19 protein-coding genes, 1 tRNA gene and 1 pseudogene are annotated in these 21,396 nt (G+C 30.7%); 14 read left to right on the top strand and 7 right to left on the bottom strand.

Features of this window, described 5'->3' with window-relative positions; translation table 11 throughout:
- Positions 1-92: 92 nt before the first annotated feature.
- Positions 93-2,360, top strand: a complete 2,268-nt coding sequence (locus AJ881_RS01965; RefSeq protein WP_070283209.1) for an autotransporter outer membrane beta-barrel domain-containing protein — start codon at positions 93-95, stop codon at positions 2,358-2,360.
- Between the two features lie 141 nt (positions 2,361-2,501).
- Here AJ881_RS01965 and AJ881_RS01960 read toward each other — a convergent pair whose 3' ends face one another.
- On the bottom strand, positions 2,502-4,586 hold the full coding sequence (locus AJ881_RS01960) for an RNA degradosome polyphosphate kinase (RefSeq protein WP_070283210.1): 2,085 nt from the start codon (positions 4,584-4,586) through the stop codon (positions 2,502-2,504).
- 188 nt (positions 4,587-4,774) lie between these two features.
- Between AJ881_RS01960 and nrfH the strand changes: the two genes are divergently transcribed.
- The 4 genes from nrfH to AJ881_RS01940 all read left to right on the top strand — a co-directional run bounded on the left by nrfH (position 4,775) and on the right by AJ881_RS01940 (position 7,982).
- The gene (gene nrfH, locus AJ881_RS01955) at positions 4,775-5,290 is read left to right on the top strand and encodes a cytochrome c nitrite reductase small subunit (RefSeq protein ID WP_070283211.1); all 516 of its coding nucleotides are present in this window, start codon (positions 4,775-4,777) and stop codon (positions 5,288-5,290) included.
- A 14-nt stretch (positions 5,291-5,304) separates the two neighbouring features.
- Entirely contained in the window at positions 5,305-7,137 is a 1,833-nt protein-coding gene (locus tag AJ881_RS01950; protein WP_070283212.1) for an ammonia-forming cytochrome c nitrite reductase subunit c552, read from the top strand.
- 136 nt (positions 7,138-7,273) lie between these two features.
- On the top strand, positions 7,274-7,828 hold the full coding sequence (locus tag AJ881_RS01945; protein ID WP_070283213.1) for a hypothetical protein: 555 nt from the start codon (positions 7,274-7,276) through the stop codon (positions 7,826-7,828).
- A gap of 64 nt (positions 7,829-7,892) precedes the next feature.
- A tRNA-Ser gene (locus AJ881_RS01940) sits at positions 7,893-7,982 on the top strand.
- Positions 7,983-8,054: 72 nt separating this feature from the next.
- Here AJ881_RS01940 and ceuB read toward each other — a convergent pair.
- The 6 genes from ceuB to AJ881_RS01910 form a co-directional block, all read right to left on the bottom strand.
- Entirely contained in the window at positions 8,055-9,047 is a 993-nt protein-coding gene (ceuB, locus tag AJ881_RS01935; protein ID WP_053872858.1) for an enterochelin ABC transporter substrate-binding protein CeuB, read from the bottom strand.
- A 12-nt stretch (positions 9,048-9,059) separates the two neighbouring features.
- A complete protein-coding gene (locus tag AJ881_RS01930) occupies positions 9,060-9,815 on the bottom strand; it encodes an ABC transporter ATP-binding protein (RefSeq protein ID WP_044780298.1) in 756 nt (251 codons plus the stop codon).
- A complete protein-coding gene (locus AJ881_RS01925; protein ID WP_070252631.1) occupies positions 9,812-10,750 on the bottom strand; it encodes an iron chelate uptake ABC transporter family permease subunit in 939 nt (312 codons plus the stop codon). The genes AJ881_RS01930 and AJ881_RS01925 overlap by 4 nt, the downstream gene beginning before the upstream one ends.
- Positions 10,743-11,711 (bottom strand): ABC transporter permease, encoded by a 969-nt coding sequence (locus tag AJ881_RS01920; RefSeq protein WP_070252630.1) that lies wholly within the window; start codon positions 11,709-11,711, stop codon positions 10,743-10,745. Before AJ881_RS01920 ends, AJ881_RS01925 begins: the two co-directional genes overlap by 8 nt.
- Positions 11,712-11,796: 85 nt before the next feature.
- Positions 11,797-12,786: a phospholipase A gene (locus AJ881_RS01915; protein WP_070209793.1), complete on the bottom strand. Its 990-nt coding sequence runs from the start codon at positions 12,784-12,786 to the stop codon at positions 11,797-11,799.
- Positions 12,783-13,358 (bottom strand): molybdenum cofactor guanylyltransferase, encoded by a 576-nt coding sequence (locus AJ881_RS01910; RefSeq protein ID WP_052778358.1) that lies wholly within the window; start codon positions 13,356-13,358, stop codon positions 12,783-12,785. Before AJ881_RS01910 ends, AJ881_RS01915 begins: the two co-directional genes overlap by 4 nt.
- 61 nt (positions 13,359-13,419) lie before the next feature.
- Here AJ881_RS01910 and AJ881_RS01905 point away from each other — a divergent pair, with 61 nt between their 5' ends.
- The 9 genes and pseudogenes from AJ881_RS01905 to AJ881_RS01865 all read left to right on the top strand — a co-directional run.
- Complete coding sequence (locus tag AJ881_RS01905) at positions 13,420-14,727, top strand: NFACT RNA binding domain-containing protein (RefSeq protein ID WP_070283214.1); 1,308 nt, start codon at positions 13,420-13,422, stop codon at positions 14,725-14,727.
- A gap of 1 nt (position 14,728) precedes the next feature.
- Positions 14,729-15,067 carry a hypothetical protein gene (locus AJ881_RS01900; RefSeq protein WP_002855905.1) on the top strand — a complete coding sequence of 113 codons (339 nt, stop codon included), beginning with the start codon at positions 14,729-14,731 and terminating at the stop codon, positions 15,065-15,067.
- A gap of 8 nt (positions 15,068-15,075) precedes the next feature.
- Entirely contained in the window at positions 15,076-15,801 is a 726-nt protein-coding gene (locus AJ881_RS01895) for a phosphatidate cytidylyltransferase (RefSeq protein ID WP_070283215.1), read from the top strand.
- Entirely contained in the window at positions 15,798-16,868 is a 1,071-nt protein-coding gene (gene dxr, locus AJ881_RS01890) for a 1-deoxy-D-xylulose-5-phosphate reductoisomerase (protein WP_070274852.1), read from the top strand. The genes AJ881_RS01895 and dxr overlap by 4 nt, the downstream gene beginning before the upstream one ends.
- A 1-nt stretch (position 16,869) precedes the next feature.
- On the top strand, positions 16,870-18,264 hold the full coding sequence (locus tag AJ881_RS01885) for a M99 family carboxypeptidase catalytic domain-containing protein (RefSeq protein ID WP_070283216.1): 1,395 nt from the start codon (positions 16,870-16,872) through the stop codon (positions 18,262-18,264).
- Positions 18,261-19,268 carry a tRNA (adenosine(37)-N6)-threonylcarbamoyltransferase complex transferase subunit TsaD gene (gene tsaD / locus AJ881_RS01880; RefSeq protein ID WP_070283217.1) on the top strand — a complete coding sequence of 336 codons (1,008 nt, stop codon included), beginning with the start codon at positions 18,261-18,263 and terminating at the stop codon, positions 19,266-19,268. The genes AJ881_RS01885 and tsaD overlap by 4 nt, the downstream gene beginning before the upstream one ends.
- Positions 19,269-19,784 (top strand): type II secretion system protein, encoded by a 516-nt coding sequence (locus tag AJ881_RS01875; RefSeq protein WP_070283218.1) that lies wholly within the window; start codon positions 19,269-19,271, stop codon positions 19,782-19,784.
- Positions 19,784-21,025: a DUF2920 family protein gene (locus tag AJ881_RS01870; protein WP_070285334.1), complete on the top strand. Its 1,242-nt coding sequence runs from the start codon at positions 19,784-19,786 to the stop codon at positions 21,023-21,025. Before AJ881_RS01875 ends, AJ881_RS01870 begins: the two co-directional genes overlap by 1 nt.
- Before the next feature lie 9 nt (positions 21,026-21,034).
- A pseudogene (locus tag AJ881_RS01865) lies at positions 21,035-21,396 on the top strand (motility associated factor glycosyltransferase family protein); the annotation flags it as partial.

The raw sequence follows: 21,396 nt of genomic DNA, 5'->3' as shown, positions 1-21,396 counted from the left end.
ATTTTTCATTAAAAATTATAGTTTTATTTTTAAGCTTATTTTTAGGGGGGTATAATTTCTTCTTTAGTTTAAATTTATTGAAGGAGAAACTTATGAAGAAAAATGCTTCGAGCAAGATATTGCTAAGCTTAGGTGCAGCAACTTTGCTTTATTCGGGTGCTTTTGCACAAGAAATCAATCTTACAGAGTCTTCAGATATAGGAAATTATTTTGAAGAAAATGGTAAGGATATCAATCTCAAAAATCCTGATAATTACAAAGGGCAAGATTTAAGTATCACAATGGGTGTTTGGGATTTACCAAACGATGATTATGATAGCGCTGATTATCGATTTAATATTGATATCGGCAAAAACAATACTTTAAGCTTCAAACACAATAATGGCGAACATCCTGCTTATGTAACAAATCTAAACGCTACTGCTAAAGAGGTTAAAACAACAGATATAGTTTTACAAGCTTTTGCACCTTCGGTGATTAATGGAGATTTAACTATGACTAGTTCACTAGATGAAGCCATTACCGAGGATGAAAAAAAAGGCTCGGGTATAATTCTTTATAATGGAACAGTTGAAGGAAAAAGTGCTAATGGTAGTTTAACTATAAATGGAAATTTTACCGCCGATAAAACCCTTTTTGCTACTTATGGAAATTTTGTTAAGGTAAATGGAACTGCAAATCTTACAAATTCAAATTTTGGACTTATGAAGCGCTCTTATACAGACTTAGAAGCAAATAATGTAGTAATGGTTCAAGCTAAAGATTTTAACAAAGATATCTTAGAAGAAAAATCAAATAATAACGCGGGTGCATTACTTTTAAAATTCGCAAGTGATTATATCTCAACCAATGTTCAAGGCAAAGATCCTTTGGAAGCAGGAACTGTACTGGATATCACTGATGACAAATATAGCGGAGGTTTAGTAGATTATAAACTTAGCGTTCAAAACTGCGGTGGCAATAAATGCTTGGTAGTTAATGGAGGTGCTACTGCAGCAGCTAAAGATAAGCTAGTTCAACTTCAAGTAGATATAGATACTATCGATAAATTACTTAAAAATGAATTTGATTCCGATCAAGATGAAGAATGGACAAAAGCCAAAGAAGCCCTTGAAAAACAAAAAACTGAACTTGAACAACTCAAACAAGAAGCTGAGAAAAACGGTGGTAAAATCGATGATGAAAAATACATTGATTTAGTAAATAAAAATTCAAATTTAAATCTTAGTGCTAATGATAAAGCTTCTATCCTAGCACTTCGTTCTATTACAGAACAATTAGGAAGTATAGGAGCAGATTTAGCAAGTAGAGAAGGTGTAAAACTAGCCCTACAAATCAAAAAAGACACAGACAATACAGGTAAATCTGTATCCAATCTCAATTCAGCTTCTAGTGCAGTAAATACCACTATGAATATTTCTAATGATGTTTCTATAGGTTCTCGTGTAGCAATGCTAAACAATCCTTTTGGAACTTATGCTTCTAAAATGAATGGCCTTAAATTTGCTGCTTTAGATAGTGATATGAGACCAAGCTATGTAAATGAATATACCAATAGTATTTGGGCTAATGCTTTTGGTGGTGCTAACATTATCGATGGAGATAGTGGTGCAATGTATGGTGCTACCGTAGGGGTAGATAAACAAGCTAATGATAATGTTTTATGGGGTGCTTATTTTACTTATGCAAATGCTAAAATCAAAGACAATAATTTAGAACAAAAAAGCGATAACTTCCAATTAGGTATGTATTCTACTATCAATATAGCTCCACAATGGGAACTTAATCTTAAAGCTTATGCTCAAGTTTCTCCAACTAAACAAGACAATATTCAAACAGATGGTGCATACAACTCAGATTATACAAGCAAATTCTTAGGATTTAGTGCTAATGTAGGTCGTGTGTTTGACTTTAGTGATAATACTTTATTTATTAAACCTTTTGCAGGGATAAATTATTATTTTAGTTATACTCCATCTCATACAGAAAATGGTGCTATTGCTAAAGATATTGATTCTATGAAAAACAATTCTGTAAGTGTTGAAGTGGGTGTTGAATTTAGAAAATATATGAATGAAAACTCTTATATTTTTGTAACTCCAAAAATAGAACAATTTGTTATCAATAGTGGTGATGATTACACAGCTAACCTAGCTGTAAATAATGCTTTCTTTACTAGTGTAGAAGCTAACAACAAGAAAAAAACATACGGACAAATTATCGTAGGGGGTAATGTGGATTTTACAAATCAACTCAGTATGAATCTTGGCTTTGGTGCTAAACAAATACTAGCAGGTAAAGTAGATAATAAAAATGAAACTTACTTAAGTGGTCAAGTAGGACTTAAGTATAAATTTTAATCTTAAAAATCATTTCTAAATCTTTTTATAGTTTAGAAATGATTGTTTATTTCTATGGGAAATCTCCTAGGGCTTTATCTTAAAGCCCTTTTTTATAACAAACAAGTAAATAAGTCTTTAGAGTAAAAACCCTAAAAACTTTTAGTTTTCTTTGAAAAGTTTGGAAGCTAAGTGCGTTGCACGACTTTGATCTGTATCTTTTTTAAGTGTTTTATAAATTTTACTTACATATTCTTCTAAGGTTTGTTGAGAATCTATGATTTTTTCAGAAGAAGGAATTTTTTCATATTCTCCATTATTTTTAAGCTCATAAGCTAAAACATTATCGCTAAGTTGCAAGCGTAAAAATTGAGCTAATTTAGCTTTGCTTCTTTCGTCATATATAGGAGTCATAAGTTCTAAGCGACGCTCTAAATTTCTTGGCATCCAATCTGCACTCGATATAAAATAATTTGGTTCACTATGTTTAAAATAAAATACTCTAGCATGTTCTAAGTATTTTCCTATGATGCTTCTAACGCGTATGTTTTTGCTGTATTCTTCATCAGGTTTTAAGCAACAAATTCCGCGTATGATAAGATCGATTTGCACTCCTTCCATACTTGCTTCATAAAGCGCTTGTATGATATCACTATCCACAAGAGAGTTCATTTTAGCTACAATCACACCTTCATTTTTCTTGCTTGTTTCAATGCGTATCATTTCTAAAACTTTTTCTTTGATTTGATTTGGGCTCATTGAAAGAGTTTGAAGGCGACGATTTTTACTAAAGCCCGATAAGATGTGAAAAAAGCTTGTCGTATCTCTTGCAAATTCTACTTTGCTTGTAAAATAACTCACATCAGTATAGATTTTAGCACTGCTTGCATTGTAATTTCCTGTGCTTAAATGCATATAAAATTTAAGTTTATCTCCTTGTTTGCGTATGACTTGAGAAACCTTAGCGTGGACTTTAAAACCTGTAATGCCATAAATAACATGAGCTCCGGCATTTTCTAAAGCTTTCGCCCAATGAAGATTATTTTCTTCATCAAAGCGCGCTTTTAATTCTACCATCACAGTTACTTGTTTTCCATCACTTGCAGCATCAATTAAAGCTTGAACTATATTGGAATTTTTTTCAACTCTATAAAGTGTCATTCTTATGGAAATTACTTCAGGATCTTTGCTTGCTTCTTTGATAAATTTATAAACTGGATCAAAACTTTCAAAAGGTTGTATGATGAGTATATCTTCTTTTTCTACAGCATCAAAAATAGATAAATTCTCATCAAAAGGTGGTAAAGTTTTAGGTGTGTAAAGTGGGCTTAAAAGATGCGTAAAGGTTTTATTTCCTGCGATTTGCCAAAGGCTAGGGAGATTGAGTAAAATAGAATATTCATAAACATCTTTATGAAAAATTTTCATGTGAGTATTAAGAAATTCTACGATTTGCTCATCTGCATCTTTTTGAATTTGTAATCTTACAAAAGCTCCTTTTCTACGAAGTTTTAAGCCTTGTTCTAAAATCATCATAAAATCATCAGCTTCTTCCTCTTCTATTACCATATCTGCATTTCTAGTCACTCTAAATGCTGCTGAAGCTAAGAGTTTATAGCCTGGAAAAATTTCTTCTGCGTGTTGATGGACTATACTTTCTATAGGAACATAAATATTTGCACTTACTTCATAAAAACGAGGTAAAACTCTTGGAATTCTAATCATTCCAAATTTTACAAGTTCAGGATGCGCTTTATCGCAAATTTTAACCGCTAGTGAAAAAGATAAGTTGTTTAAATGCGGAAAAGGGTGAGTAGCATCAACAGCTATTGGAACAATAACAGGAAAAATATTAGAGAAAAAATACTCATCACATTTTTGTTTTAAATTTTCATCTAAATTCTCATAATGTTTTATGAAAAGATTTTCTTTTTCTAATTCACTTGTGATTTCATTAAAATAACGCTCCAAAAGTTCTTTTTCTTGGTGTAAATATTTGCGTATGGCTTTTAATTGTTGTAACGGGGTCATTTCATCGCTACTGCTTGCATTAACTCCAGCTGAAAAAAGTTGTTTTAAGCCTGCGACGCGTATCATATAAAATTCATCTAAATTAGTGCAATATATAGCTATAAATTTTAATTTTTCTAACAAGGGTAAATTTTTAGAACATTGGTCTAAAACACGAGAATTAAAGCGAAGCCAAGAAAGTTCGCGATTGATAAACATATCAGGACTTGTTTGCATTAATTTTTCCTTTTTTTGTTATATTTTATCATTTATTTTGAAATTATTGAATAAAAGTTTTAAAATTTTTTAGGTTAATTAAGAGTAAATATATCTTTAAAATTATATTAAATTCATCTATGTTAGAATCACAAAATTTATTTCTGGGAAATTCTGTGACATTGTTGTTTCATTGAAGATTTTAAGAAATGATAATTTTAAGGAGGAAAATTTTGAAGAAAACTTCGAATCTTTTTACTATTTTTCTTGTTTTGCTTTTTGTTTTCTTTGCGGTTGGGTTTTATACTTTTTATAACGCTAAGGGCACATCTTATTTAAGCAATGCAAGCGAATCTTGTAATAACTGCCATATTATGAATGAAGTTTATAATGAATACATGGCAGGGCCGCACTCTCAAAAAGTCAAAGGCGAACCTAGGGCAACTTGCGTGGATTGCCATTTGCCACATAATTTTGTAGCTAAGTGGATAGCTAAAGCTCAAAGTGGTTTAGGGCATGCTTATGCTTTTACTTTTAAACTTGATGAGTTGCCTACAAATTTGAGTGCGACTGAAAAAAGCAGAAAAATGGTGCAAGAAAACTGCATACGCTGTCATGCAGATTTTGTTCAAACAGCTATCAATGCTACAACAAATCCACATGCAGACAAGTCATTAAATTGTGCTTCTTGTCATAAAGATGTTGGACATAAACACGGAATTTAATAAGGAGAAGATGAATGAAAAAAAATATTTTACGCTTGGGTATTGTTGTTTTGGTTTTACTTATAGCGGGAGTTTTATGGCTAAATAATGATATCAATCAAAAAAAAGAAGATGAAGCAAATAAAAATGCTATTGCAGCAAATGCTGATTTTTCTTTGCTTAGTGATGATGATCCAAATTTTGAAAAATGGGGTAAGGTTTTTCCAGAGCAGCTAAAAATGTATTTAACAGTTGAAAAAGAAGAGCCTAAAGCTACTGAATTTGGTGGTAATTTAGCTTATTCAAAATTAATTCGCTTTCCTCAATTAACCATACTTTGGGCAGGATATCCTTTTAGTCTTGATTTCAATGAAGAAAGAGGGCATTTTTGGGTTCAAGTAGATCAAATGAAAACAGCAAGAAACAACAAAGATTTTCTTAATGCCCATGGACTTGCTGCTTTTAAAGGTCAACCTGCAGCTTGTATGAATTGTCATAGTGGATGGACTCCATGGCTTATAAAAAATGTTGCTAAAGGGGATTTTACTACTTTTAATTCTACAAATTATTGGACTATGATTAAAAATATCCCAGCTGTTGATGGTATAGTAGAAAATTCACCTGAACATGCAGGCCCACATGGTGGTAAAAGAATGGGCGTAACTTGTGCAGATTGTCACAATCCAAATGATATGAGTTTAAGACTTACTCGTCCAGCAGCTATTAATGCTTTAGTTTCTAGGGGATATGAAAAAGATCCAGTACAAGGTGTAAAAGCTACAAGGGAGGAAATGAGAACTTTAGTTTGCTCTCAATGCCATGTTGAATACTATTTTAAACCAACAGGGGAAAAAGTAAAAGTAATGGGTGAAACTATTGTAGATGATAGTTCTAAAAAATGGTGGAATGGAACTCAGAAAAATTATGATGAGTATGAATTTTGGAGAGATGGAAATAAAGCTAAAGAGATTGAAACCGATGGTATAGTTTTAACTTTTCCTTGGAGTGAGTGGAAAAAAGGACAACCATTTAGAATTGAAATGCTAGATGATTATTATGATAAAGTTCGTGGAGTATTTGGAGCTGATTTTACTCATAAATTAACAGGGGCACAAATTATTAAAATTCAACACCCAGAAAGTGAACTTTATAGTGGCGGTGTGCATGCTGCAAATGGAGTAAGTTGCGTGGATTGTCATATGCCTTATGTTAGAGAAGGGGCTAAAAAGGTTACTCAACACAATATCACTTCTCCTTTAAGAGATATTAACTCTGCTTGTAAGTCTTGTCATAAACAAAGCGAAGATTATTTAAAAGCTCAAGTACTTGACATACAAAATAGCGTTGCACATGATCAAAGAACTGCAGAGTACGCAATTGTTAGTTTGATTATGGATACTAAAAAACTACGCGATGAATTAGGCAATATGGAAAAATTCCAAAGCGATGGAAAAGCTGATGTAAAAAAAATTAGCGAAGAACTAAAAGAAGTTTTAGAACTTCATCGTAAAGCCCAAATGAGAGCGGATTTTGTTAATGCTGAAAACTCAACTGGTTTCCATAATCCTCGCGAAGCTTCAAGAATGTTATTGCAAGCTGTTGATATGGCAAGAATGGGACAAACTAAACTTGTAGAAATTGCGACAGCAAACGGAATTAAAGATTTTAAAACTTCAAATTTAGGTTTTGAAGATATTCAAAAATTTAATCCAGGAGAGCTTTACTATAAAGTAGATGTTAATGGCCATAAAGCTGGAGAGCGTTACTATGCAGATGAAAAAGATGTTAATGGTAATCCTCCAAAAGAACTTTTAGAGCATGATAAAGAGCTTGCTCCTTATAATTATCAAGTGATTGATAAAAAATAATTCTTAAGCCCTATAAATCATAGGGCTTTTTCTTTTATTTGTTTTAAAAAATATAAACTTTTTATTTGAAGTTCACTTTTACTTCACTTTGTTTTGTCAAAATATCACAAATTTTGATAATCAAAAAGGATTTAAAATGATCAATAAAAATAAATTGTTTAGACAGGTTCATATCTATCTTAGTTTGTTCTTCTTGCCTTGCGCCTTGCTTTTTGCTTTAACAGGTATAGCGTATATTTTTGGTATTAATCAAGATGTGGGTTTGAAAGTTGAGCAGTATCAATTGTCAAAAGTTATAGAAAGTGGTAAAGAAAGAGAAGCTTTAATAGAGTACTTAAAAACAAATGGTTTAAAAGTGCCATCTAATACAGATATCATTAAAAGTAAAGATAAAGGCATAACAATAGGCGGAACTCATTATAGTGCTAATATAACTCAAAATTCTACTAATGAATACAACATTACCTTAAAAACAAGATCTTTACTTGGAGATATGATTATGCTTCATAAAGATAAGGGTGCTTGGTATTTTTCTGTGCTTAGCGTAGGCTTTGGTATTACTTTATTTATGCTTTATATTTCAGGGCTTATGATTACTTTGTTTGTAAATAAAAAAGATAGAAGTAAACAATTTGCAGTTCTTGGAGTAGGGGTTGTTGTAACTTTGCTTTTGGCTTATCTTAGCCTTTGATTTTTCCTAGCTTTTTAAGCTAGGTATTATTTATTTTTTTGTATAATCATACTTTACTTTTATTGGACAGATGGGTGAGCGGCTGAAACCACACCCCTGCTAAGGGTGCAGATCTTAACGGGTCTCGAGGGTTCAAATCCCTCTCTGTCCGCCACTAAAACTTTCTTGAAAATTCCAAGTATTTTATTAAGTATTAAAGCAAGAGACTAGCTCTTGCGAGATTGTATTATTTTACAGCGTTTTTGATTTCTAAAATCATAGTTTTTAAAGACTCTAGTCCATTTCCACTTGCTAAATACCAGTATTCTGGATCAAGATAGATGATTTTTTTGTTTTGTGCTGCTTTGGTTTTAGCGACAAGCGCATTATCGAGTATGCCTTGAGCGCGTTCTTTGTTGCCTACAATGATATTTCTATCAACAACAAAAATATAATCAGGATTTTTTTCTAGTATAAATTCAGAATTGATACTTTTGCCATGTGTGCCTACTTTTATATTCTCATCTACTGCGTTAATCCCTAAAACATCGTGAATAATCCCAAAGCGAGATTGAGGACCAAAGGCTGAAATTTTGTTAGAATTTGTAAGAATGATAAGAGCTTTTTTATCTTCATTAACTATGCTTTTGGCTTTTTCAATTTCATTTTTAATATCTGAAATTTTTTCTAAAGCTTCTTTTTCTAAACCATAAAGTTTTGCAATGCTTAAGACATTATTTTCAAAAGAGCTTAAAAAATTTGCATTATCAAGACCTACAAATAAAGTTGGAGCTATTTCTTTTAACTTATCATAAAATTTACTTTGGCGTCCAGAAATGATGATAAGATCAGGTTTTAAAGCATTAATGGCTTCAAAATCAACTTGTTGCACTCCACCTACACTAGGTTTGTTTTTAAATTGTTGTAGGTATTTTGGTAAATTTTTAGCAGGAACGCCTGCGACTTTATCGTTTAATTTTAAAGCATCAAAAGTATCTAAAATTCCAAGATCCAAGATCACTACCTTAGAAGGATTTTTAGGGATTTTATTTTCTCCTAGGCTATCCTTTACTAAAAAACTATCACCTTCATCGCTCATGCTGATAGGCAAAATTTTCACCGTAGCAGTGTTGGTTTTTGTTGTAGAGCTTGCGTTGTTTTCATTTGAGTTTGAATTACAAGCAGTTAAGAATAGACTTAAAAAAAATGCAAAAAATGCAAAAACTAAAGATTTTTTCATATTGTCTCCTTTTTAAAAATAAATACAAATTTTCTTACCATCAATTTGACTTACGGGTATATCCATATCATAAATTTGTTTTAAATTTTCTTGATTGATGATTTCATCTTTTGAACCTTGTTTTAAAAGCTTCCCATCTTTTAAGGCTATGATTTCATCAGAATAAATCGAAGCAAAATTAATATCATGCAATACAACAGCTATACTTTTGTTAAAGTCTTTGACTAAATTTTTCATTAGTTGCATGATTTGTACGCTATGCTTCATATCAAGATTGTTTAAAGGTTCATCAAACATTATAAATTCAGTATCTTGAGCGATGATCATGGCTATAAAAGTTCTTTGTTTTTGTCCGCCGCTTAATGTATCTAAAAATTCATTTCTTAAGTTACTAAGCCCCATGTATTCTAAAGCTTCATTGATTTTGATTTTATCGTTTGCATTAAGTCTTCCTTGAGAATGCGGAAAACGCCCAAAAGCGACTAATTCTTCAACTTTTAATCTTAAATTGATATTGTTTTGTTGTTTGAGAATGGAAATTTTTTGTGCTAAGATTTGCTCTTTATAGTCTTTTAAATTCATTCCATCGATATAAATTTCTCCGCTACTAGGTTTTATCAAACGACTTGCTAGAGCTAAAAGAGTGGATTTTCCAGCACCGTTGGCTCCTATTATAGAAGTGATTTTGCCTTTATGAAAATCAAGGCTAAGATCTGAAATAATGGCTTTATTGTCATAAAATTTGGTGATATTTTTTAGTTTAATCATAATTTATTACCCTTTAATACAAGATAGATAAAATATATCCCACCTAAGAAATTAATAACCACGCTTATAGTGGCATTATAATCAAAAACTCTAGAGACAAAAAATACCCCTCCAAGCAAAGCTAAAATGCTAATGAGTATACAAGCACTTAGCAAAATACTATGCTTTGCAGTTTTAAATAGCTCATAAGTGATATTTACTACCAAAAGTCCTAAAAAGGTTATAGGACCTACAAGTGCGGTGCTAATAGAAGTTAAAATAGCTATGATAATCATCAATTGTTTTGAAATTTTTTGATAATTTATCCCTAAATTTATCGCTAAATCTTTGCCTAAATTTAAAGGATCTAAAAATTTCATATAGCGAAAAATCCATATAAAACTTAAAAAGCTAATAATATAAGCAAGAATTAAAACATCAAAAGCAATATTATCAAAGCTAGCAAACATTCTTCCTTGTATTACCATGAATTCATCAGGGTCGATTAATACTTCAAAAAAAGAGCTTAAAGTACTAAAAAGTGTTCCAAAAACTAAGCCTAAAAGCATGATAAGATAAATGCTTCTGTCGCTACTAAATAAAATTTTATAAAGTCCTAGTGAAAAAACTACCATACAAACCAGAGTGATTAAAAAATTAATATCGTTTTTATAAACACTTAAATTAGCCGCACCAAAAGAAAAGATAAGAGCACTTTGAAGCAACATATATAAAGAATCTAATCCTATGATAGCAGGGGTTAGAATTTTGTTGTTGCATAAAGTTTGAAAGATTACTGTTGAAACAGCGATACAAATAGCTACTATGATAATAGCTGCAATTTGTAAAAAACGACTTTTTAAGGCATACTCATCAAAGCCATTTAAACCCACAAGTATAAAAATCCCTGTCATACCAAGTGTTAAAAAGCTTAAAATCAGCATTTTTTTACGCATAAACTTTCCTTTTTAGCAAAAGAAAGATAAAGATTAAAGATCCTAAAACACCTGTAGTGATACTTAAAGGCATTTCAAAAGGAAAGATGACAAGTCTTGAAATGATATCGCAAACAAGTAAAAACAGAGCTCCACAAAGTGCTATATAGATAAGATTTTTTCTAAGATTATCACCTAGATAAAGAGCTACTAAATTTGGGATAATTAGCCCTAAAAAAGGGATAATCCCAACGCTTACAATCACTAAACTAGTGATAATGCTTACAATCATCAAGCCTAAAAATAATATACCATTATAAGAGATTCCAAGATTTAAAGCTATATCTTCGCCCATGCCAATTATGGTGATTTTATGAGCTAAAAAATAAGCAAGTATAAAAAGTGGTAAAGAAATGTAGAGCAATTCATAATTTCCCTGCATAACATTTGCCATACTGCCTTGTAACCAGCCTTGGATATTTTGTATATAATTTAAAGCATAGGCAAAAAAAGTGGTTATAGCACTAATAATGCCTCCAAACATCAAGCCTATCAAAGGTACAAAAATCACATCTTTGAGTTTGATTTTTCTTAAAATTTGGATAAATATAAAAGAACCCAAAAGCGCAAATACAGATGCAATGATAGCTTGAGTGAAAAAAGACGCTCCAGCAAAAAATATTAAAGAAACAAGTATGCCAAATTTAGCACAATCCATAGTTCCTGCTGTAGTTGGGGAAACGAATTTATTTTGCGTGAGTTGTTGCATGATAAGCCCGCATATACCAAGACTCATTCCCGTGAGTAAAATCGCTATAAGTCTAGGAATTCTTGTGAGAGTTATGATTTCTAGTTGAGTGGAGTCAAGATTAAGAATATCTTTTACATTGATACTGATAACTCCTATAAATAAACTTATCATTCCAAAGAATAAAAGTAAAGCTATAAGCACTTTTAAACTCAATATATGCTTAAAAAACAAATCTTTCCTTATAGTAATAATAATTATCAAAAATGAAATTGTAATGAAATTTGTTTTAAGAAATGATAAAACTACAAAGGATATTTTAGTAAGAAATCAAAAATCCAGTGGAAAGTCTTTGCAAGTGTTTGTTATAGTCTATAAGGCTTTCTCCATAGCCATTAAAGTATTGTAAATACCAATAAATTCCATTGTTAAAAATATCATATCCTAGATCAACTTGTATAGCGCCTTTGTTATCGTGGAATTTAAGATTGTTTCTTAGCATAAGATTGATAAAATAATCATCGCCTAAATACGCTAAATTCACATCAAAATTTCCCATATAATGCAAGATGGCAGGATTATCATCATCTTTTTTGCTTTCAGGAATTCTATACCAAAGGCGTGGAACAAATAAAAATTTATTATATAAAATAGCTGTAGATACATAAATTCTATTCCATGAGCGAGATTGCAAATTCTCATCTCCCTTGCCATTGCTTTCATGTAATATACCTACGCGTAGGTTGTTAAAAAATTCATAATCTTTAAGATACAAAGGAAAATCTATAAAAAATTCTGGTTGATAGTTGGTTTCTCTAAAAGGAGAAGAATGCTCATAAATTTGCCACCAAGAAGTTTGGGTATAGGCTATATAATATTTTTCATCTAGTCCTAGTAAATTTTCAAAAAGTCTTTTTTTAATGCTAAGTTGAAATTTAGCTTCACTTTTATTGTGATTTTCTTCCAGAGAGTTAAAACTATAAGCCAAAGGTAGAAAATAATTCATTTTATAAGCACTAATGCCAAGAGGGTTAAAGTATTCATCTTCTTCAAGATAATTTGCCAAGGCAAGACGAGCAAAATCTTGTCTTTCTTCTTTGGCTGCAATAATAGATTTTTCATTTTGAGTAGTTTGTTTAGTTTTATTTTGTTCTTGAGAAATTAAAACAGGTGAATTTTTTAAAGCGAGTTTTTTGTAAATTTCCATAGCTTTTTTATAATCGCCTTGTTTTTCATACTCTAAAGCTTGTTGCAAATCACTAGCCCATATAAGAACACATAAGCTTAAAAATAAAGCAATTTTTCTCATTTTAACTCACTTTTAAATTTTTCATATTCTTCATAAAAATTAAGATTTAAAAAAGCATCTTCATCTTCAAATTCCACAAATTTGGTTTTAATCTCAGAAAATAAAAGTCCTATTTTTTGTTCATTTTTTTCTAAGAAATTTTTACAAGTTTGAGCTAAAGAGCTGTGATAAAAGCCGCACAAGGGATGTTTATGTAAAGGGGTTTTGGCTATGATTATTTTATAGTTTTGCTCTAAAAAAGGAAGCATTTTTAAAAGTTCATTTTCACCTACTTTAGGACTATCTACACTTAAAACAAAAACAAATTCATTTTTAAAATTTGAAAGTATAGAATAAAGTGCAAGCATAGGAGAGTAAACTTCAAATTCTAAAGAATCTTTTATCAAGCTAAAATGGTTTTCAAATTTGTCTTCTTTTGCACTCACATAGACATTTTTAAAAATTTTAGAAAATTTATCTACTTGAAATTGAGTTAAATTTTGATTTTTAAGAATCAATTTGCTTTTATCTTGTCCCATACGACTAGATTTGCCACCACATAAAATCACGCAATTTAGCTCATTAAGCTGCATAAATTTCCTTTTTTAATGTAATTCTACCACAAATTCGCTAAAATATTTTATAATTTCTTTTATGAAATACACAGAACTTTTACAATTGCAAACTTTTTTTTCTCAGTTTAAAAAAATCGATTTTATCAAGCGTATTAATGACAATATTTTGGAATTAAGTTTTGATAAAGAAAGATTTATTTTTGATCTCACTCGTGCAATGAGTGCGATTTATACAGCTAAATTTAATGCAAAAAATTATAATGCACCTTTTGATTTTATGCTTAAAAAGTATTTTAGTAATGCTTTTATAAAGGAAGTTAAAGTCCTTGAAGGCAATCGTATTTTATGTTTTAGTGTAAAAGCTAATAAGGCTTATAAAAGCTATGAGAGCAAGATTTATTTTGAATTTACGGGTAAAAATACTAATGTTATTCTTACAGATGAAAAAGATTTGATCATAGAGGCTTTAAGGCACATTGATAAAAGTTATCGTGTTGTAAAACCTAATGTGATTTTAGAGTCTTTAAAGCCTTATAAAATGGATGAAAGTTTTGAGGAAATTAAAGACTTTGCAGATTATTTTTCTTGTAAATTTATAAGCATTTATGAGAGTAAAATCAAACAAATAAAAAATTTAAAACTTGCACAAGTGGATAAAAAAATACAAAATTTACAAGAACTTTTTTCTAGTTTAGATGAAGAAAATTCTTTACTCTTAAAAGCTTTAGAATACAGAAAAAGGGCTGATGTATTGTTTGCAAATTTGAGTATTTTAAAAGGTTATGAAAGGGAATTTAAGCTTGATGATTTTGAAGGCAAAGAGCTTGAATTTAAGCTTGAATTTAGTCCTAAGCAAAGTGCTAATTTATATTATAAAAATGCTAAAAAATTAGAACAAAAAGCTAAAAATTTAAACATACAAAGGCAAAATTTAAAAGAAAAATTAGATTTTACCTTGAGTTTGAAAGAATTATTGCTTCAAGCTAAGAGCGAGATAGAGCTTGAAATTTTACTACCTAAAAAAAATAGCAAAAAAAATCAAGATCATAAACAAGAAGATCTTGTGGCAAATTTTTATTTTAATGAGTTTAAAATTTGCGTGGGTAAAAATGAAAAAGGCAATGAATTTTTACTTAAAAATGCTAAAAAAGATGATTTGTGGCTTCATGTAAGGGATATTCCTAGTGCACATACTTTGATTGTATCAAACAAGCAAAAAATCAGCCTTGATGTGATAGAATTTGCTGCAAGGCTTTGTGTAAGCTTTTCTAAGTTAAAGAAAGGTTCGTATTGGGTCGATTATACCTTAAAAAATTTTGTTAAGGTTCAGCAAAAGGCGTTTGTAAATTATACAAATTTTAAAAGTATTAATATCACGAAGGATTAAAATGCCAGTTAGCCCATTAGGAAATGTCAATTATATAAATCAAAATATGGCTTATCCAGCTACACAAGCAAGCAATGAGCTTGCAAAAGAAGGTTTTGCAGCTACGCTAAATATGGCTGAATTTAATGAAAAAGAAAAAACTTTAAACAAGCTTGAAAAAGTCAATGAGACTCATGAAATCAAAGAAGAGATCAAAGAGAAAGCCGAACAAGAAGAAAAAAAGAAAAAACACAATCAAGAGGCTAAAACTAGCGATGATGAGAAAAATGAAGAAGATGAGTCTAAAGATCCAAATTTTAAAGACGCACAAAGCATTCATCGCTTAGATATTAGTATATAAGGAAAAATATGTTTAATACAACTAGAATTATTTCAGCTCTTGTGATGATAGGGGCTATTATTATTATCGCGTTGATTGATCAATTTTTTATCAATTTTATCGTTTTTGCGGTTTTATTGTATTTATCTTTTAGTGAAGCAAAAAAACTTTTTGCTTTAGAAAATATTTCTATTATCCCTTTGGTTATAGTTTTTATTTTGGGAAGTTTATCGCATAAAGCTTTGTTTTTTGGGATTTTAGCTTTGTTATTAGTTGTTGGATATTTGGTTTATAAAAAGGCTTCCTTAAAACCAGCTCTTATTTATATGTATCCTAGTTTGCCTATTTTAGCACTTTGGCAAGTGTATTTAGATCAGGGTATGTTTGCGCTTTTTTGGCTTATCATTATCGTTGCAGCTTGTGATAGTGGGGCGTATTTTATCGGAAAACTTATGGGTAAAACTCCTTTTTCTCCAACAAGTCCAAACAAAACCTTAGAAGGTGTTATAGGTGGCTTGATTTGTGCGAGTGTTATTGGAACTATTTTGGGAGTTTTTGTTTATAGTTTTTGGCTTTCTTTGCTTTGTTCGTTTTTTGTAGCGATTTTTGCAGTGATTGGGGATTTGCTTGAGAGTTATTTTAAAAGAGAAGCAGGTGTAAAAGATAGTGGAGATCTTATCCCTAGTCATGGGGGTGTGCTTGATAGGATCGATGCGGTGATCATTGCTGCTTTTGTGATGGTTGCTCTTTTATGATACTTTTTGGAAGTACGGGTAGTATAGGAGTAAATGCTCTTAAACTTGCTGCTTTAAAAAACATTCGTATTTCTGCTTTAGCTTGTGGAGATAACATCGCTCTTTTAAATGAACAAATCGCAAGGTTTAAGCCTAAATTTGTTGCCATAAAAGATTCAAAAAATAAGCATTTAGTTAAACACGATAGAGTTTTTATAGGGCAAGAAGGTTTAGAGCGAATTTTAACAGAATGCCAAGACAAACTTTTGCTCAATGCTATTGTAGGTTTTGCAGGACTTAAAAGCACTTTAAAGGCTAAAGAACTTGGCAAAAACATAGCCTTAGCTAACAAAGAAAGTCTTGTGGTGGCTGGGAGTTTTTTAAAAGGGGCTAAATTTTTACCCGTTGATAGTGAGCATGCGGCTTTAAAATTTTTACTCGAAGGTAAAAAAAATATAGCAAAACTTTATATCACAGCAAGTGGTGGAGCTTTTTATAAGTACAAAATCAAAGATTTAAATCAAGTTAGTGTCAAAGATGCTTTAAAACATCCTAATTGGAACATGGGAGCAAAGATCACTATAGATAGTGCGACTATGGCAAATAAGCTTTTTGAGATTATAGAGGCTTATCATTTATATGATTTTAAAGAAATTGATGCTTTAATAGAACCAAGATCTTTAGTGCATGCAATGTGTGAATTTAAAAATGGAGCTAGCACGGCGTATTTTTCAAAAGCAGATATGAAACTAGCTATTTCAGATGCTATATTTGAAAAACAAGATACACCTATTTTAGAGGCTGTTGATTTTAGCAAAATGCCCGCTTTAAAATTTCATAAAATTAGCACAAAAAAATATCCTATTTTTAAGCTTAAAAATACATTTTTAAAAGAGCCAAATTTAGGTGTTATCATCAATGCTGCTAATGAAGTTGGTGTTTATAATTTTTTAGAAAATAAAAGTAGATTTTTAGACATTGCTAAATACATTTTTAAAGCTCTTGATCACTTTGGAGTACCTAAAATTTCAAGCATAGAAGAAGTTTTTGAGTATGATTTTAAAACAAGAGAGTATTTAAGGAGTTAAAATGAAATTTTTTTTAACAATTTTATTTTTTATAACAAGTATTTTTGCTTTAGAACTAGACTTTAGCGTAGGAGAAAATGGAAAAAGCCTAGATGATAATAATACAGTTTTGATTTTTGGTGGAATTCAAGGCGATGAGCCTGGTGGATTTCATGCGGCAAGTTTGCTTTTGAGTGATTATAATATTACTAAGGGTAAGATTATAGTGGCTCCAAATTTAGCTTTTGATAGCATTATCAAGCGTTCGCGTGGGAATAATGGGGATTTAAACCGTAAATTTGCAAGTATTAGCCCAAAGGATCCTGATTATAAAAGAGTTCAACGCATTAAAGAGCTTATTTTACTTCCTGAAGTTAGTATGGTGATCAATCTTCACGATGGTTGGGGTTTTTATAAACCTACTTATATCGATGCGATGCAAAATCCTAAGCGTTGGGGAAATTCAAGCGTGATTGACACAAGCGAAATCAATGCAAGCAAATACCCTGATCTTGAAAATATCGCTACTCAAACCGTAAATAGTGTCAATTCTTCACTTGCTGATCCAAAGCATGCTTATCATCTTAAAAACACCAAAACCCAAGAGCTTGGTGATACGGAAATGCTTAAAGCTTTAACTTATTTTGTGATTTCAAATCACAAAGCTGCTTTTGCAAATGAAGCGAGTAAAAATCTGCCTGTAAATTTAAGAGCTTATTATCATCTTTTGGCAATTGAAAATTATCTAAAAACCGCAGGAATTGAATTTAGTAGAGATTTTGAACTTACCCCACAAGGGGTTGATAAAGCCATAAATAAAGAGCTTGAAGTGAAACTTTTTAATGATAGAATTTTACTTTCTTTAAAAAATCCAAGAAAGGTTATCAATTATGTGCCTTTTCCAGTAAATAAAGAGTTAAATTATAATACAAGCAATGAACTTACCGCTGTTATCGCAGAAGGAAATTCTTTTTATATCCAGTATGGCAATCGTTTTCAAACAAGATTATATCCTGAGTATTTAGAATTTAGTGATGCTTTTAATGAGGTAACTTTTCAAGTTGATGGCAATGAAACCACCGTTCCTTTTGGAACCAAGGTGAAAGTAAAAGAGAATTTTCTTATCCCAAAGATAGCTAATGTGCGCGTAAATATCATAGGCTTTGATCATGGAAAAGATGAAAGTGATATTTTAGTTCATAAAAAAAATATGCAAACACAATACTCTTTAGATATGGCAGGTAAAATTTATAGAGTGGAATTTTATGAGTTAAGAGGAGCAAATTTGCAACAACTTTTAGAGGCAAATACCAATAGCAAGTTGATCAAAAATGCTAAAAATTTGGATTTAAACACTCTTAAAATGGCAAGATCAAAAGATAAATTCTTAGGTTCTATTTTAGTGGAATTTGAATGAAAAATCTTATCCTAGCTATAGAAAGTTCTTGTGATGATAGTTCTATAGCTATCATTGATAAAAATACCTTAGAATGTAAATTTCATAAAAAAATTTCCCAAGAATTAGATCATAGTATCTATGGGGGAGTGGTACCTGAACTTGCTGCAAGACTTCATAGCGAGGCTTTACCAAAGATACTTAAGCAATGCAAAGAGCATTTTAAAAATCTTTGTGCCATAGCTGTGACAAATGAACCCGGGCTTAGCGTTTCTTTGCTCAGTGGAATTTCCATGGCAAAAACCTTAGCAAGTGCTCTAAATTTACCCTTAATCCCTATAAATCATCTTAAAGGTCATATTTATAGTCTTTTTTTAGAAGAAAAAATTTCTTTAGATATGGGAATTTTGCTTGTTAGTGGTGGGCATACTATGGTGATTTATCTTAAAGATGATGCAAACTTAGAGCTTTTAGCAAGCACAAATGATGATAGTTTTGGAGAAAGTTTTGATAAAGTGGCTAAAATGATGAATTTAGGTTATCCTGGTGGGGTCATCATAGAAAATTTAGCAAAAAATGCCAAACTTAAAAATATCTCTTTTAATATACCTTTAAAGCATTCTAAAGAACTTGCTTTCAGTTTTTCAGGGCTTAAAAATGCAGTGCGTTTAGAAATTTTAAAGCATGAAAATTTAAGCGATGAGATAAAAGCTGAAATAGCTTATGCCTTTGAAAATACGGCTTGTGATCATATCATGGATAAATTAGAAAAAATTTTTAATCTTTATAAATTTAAAAATTTTGGCGTTGTAGGCGGAGCTAGTGCAAATCTTAACTTGCGTTCGCGTTTGCAAAATTTATGTCAAAAATATAATGCAAATTTAAAACTAGCTCCTTTAAAATTCTGCTCCGATAATGCTTTGATGATAGCAAGAGCTGCAGTTGATGCTTATGAAAAAAAGGAATTTGTAAGCATAGAAGAAGATATTTTAAGCCCTAAAAATAAAAATTTTTCAAGGATATAGATGAGAAAAGCTTTTACTATATTAGAACTTGTTTTTGTGATCGTTATTTTGGGAATTTTAGCTGCTATTGCTTTACCAAAAATGAGTTCAAGCAAGGATGAAGCTGAAGTTAGTAAGTCTTTAAATAACCTTAAAACTTTGATCAATGATATAAGCATTTATACTTTAAAAAATGACCATTTAAGTTTTATGAAAACGATGAGTAATGTAAGCGGGGTTGAAAATGCTGATCTTGGTAATTTTAACGGCACAAAAGAAGTAAATTTTCGCGTAGGCGATGATAAAGAATGCTTAAAACTTGTTTTTATAAATAAAGCTGATTTTATACTCATGGGAATTTCAAGCAATGAAGCAAGTAAAAATGCTATCATCAACGCAGCCAATCAGACTCATGAAGATTTAGAAAATATAGACTTTACAAGCTCTTCAAGCAATAAAGCTTGCGTGATCTTAAGTAAGAATGAAAATTTTAAAAATCTAGCGAGTAAAACTTATCTTTTAATAGGGGGAATGTAATGATAGTGAGTAAAACTTATGAGATTGACTCTTGTGATGATGTAGAACTTGGTATAAAAAGAGAATCAAAGCTTGAATTTAAGCTTTGGTATGATGATGAAAAAACACCTGAAACCTTAGTATTTGTGGTGCAAGGTATGGGCGATGATATATCATCAATCCAATATGTTGGCGATTATATGGTAAGGCAATTTAATACTGCTGTAGTTGGAGTAAATTATCATTGTATTGGTAATCGTCCTCAAACTGGATCAACTTTTTATTTAGATGATATAGACAAGCTTATTTTAAAAGTAAGTTGTGAAGCTGCAGATATCAAGCTTTCTTGTGATGTTGATAAAATTCAAGACTATGAACAAATGAGTGAAATTTTTCATTTTGTAAATAATCAAATAGTTGAAGGCAAGCAAAAAGGTAATTTTACACCAAATTATTTTTTAAATTTACATGTAAGTTTGCAACCTACAAAAAATGAATATCAAAATTTTGGAATCATGCAAGCTCAAGATCTTTTAAATGTTGCACTTTATCTTAAAAAACATGCTCCTTTTGATACTATGGGGGGGGGTATACCAGTTATCATGATAGGGGGTTCTCATGGGGGATATTTGGCACATTTAGCCGCTAAGATTGCACCTTGGTTGGTAGATGGAGTGATAGATAATTCTAGTGGTGCTAAGTTTTTATGGAGAGTTGTAGGTTTTGGAAAGGAAATAGATTTTATGCAGTATAGCGAATTTTCTACTTTTGATTTTTTTCGTCATATTAAAACACATTGTTCGACAAAAACTTTTTGGACAAGTAATTCTTCATCGCCTCATTTTTTTTCTCCCGCAAGAAGAAAAATTCGAAATCTTTTAGAAGAAGATCATCTTTTAGAACAATCAAAATGTTTAAAAACTTGCTTTATAAGTTATCATTCATTATATGATGAGTATGTTTCTTTAAAAGAAAAAACCATGCTTTATGAAGAACTTGAGAAACTTGGTTTTGATGCAACTTTGTGTTCTATTACTAAAGAATCTCAAGTTGATGGAAAATTTATTAAAAACTTAAATCACGGCATGGGAATTCCAGTAAAACTTTTGATTAAGAAAGAACTTCCTTTAATGCTAGAAAAAATAAAACAAAATCCAAAAAAAGATTGTAAAGAAAAATGCATCTCTTATCCTTGTGAGGATTTGTTGTATCAATTTAGTGAAAAAGATGACAAAATATCACTCAAAATAGATAAAATTTAAGGAAATTTCATGACTATATTAGAAAAAAACATACAAGCTTTATTAAGTGGGGTAAATGAACCCTTAGGAAATAAACTTTTAAATTTCATACAAAATAAAACTTGTTCTCGTTTTAATATAGATGAAAATTTAAATATCTATGATAAAACTCATAATGTTTTTATGTATGAAAATTTAGAAGAAGAATTAAATTTTTTCTATCAAAGTATTTTAGAAAAAACTCCTAGATATCCTTTCGTATGTATTTATGGTATAGGCAATGCCTTGCTTATTAAAAATTTAGCTAAACACTATAAACATCTTTTTGTATTTGAAAGCGAAATAGAACTTTTTATCCTAGCTTTAAGTGCATTGGATTTGAGTGAAGAGCT

This window comes from Campylobacter sp. BCW_6460 (genome assembly GCF_001762705.1).
GTDB classification, from domain to species: Bacteria; Campylobacterota; Campylobacteria; order Campylobacterales; family Campylobacteraceae; genus Campylobacter_D; species Campylobacter_D jejuni.
Note: the sequence above shows the minus strand (reverse complement) of the source record. Positions and strands in the feature narration are given on the sequence as shown.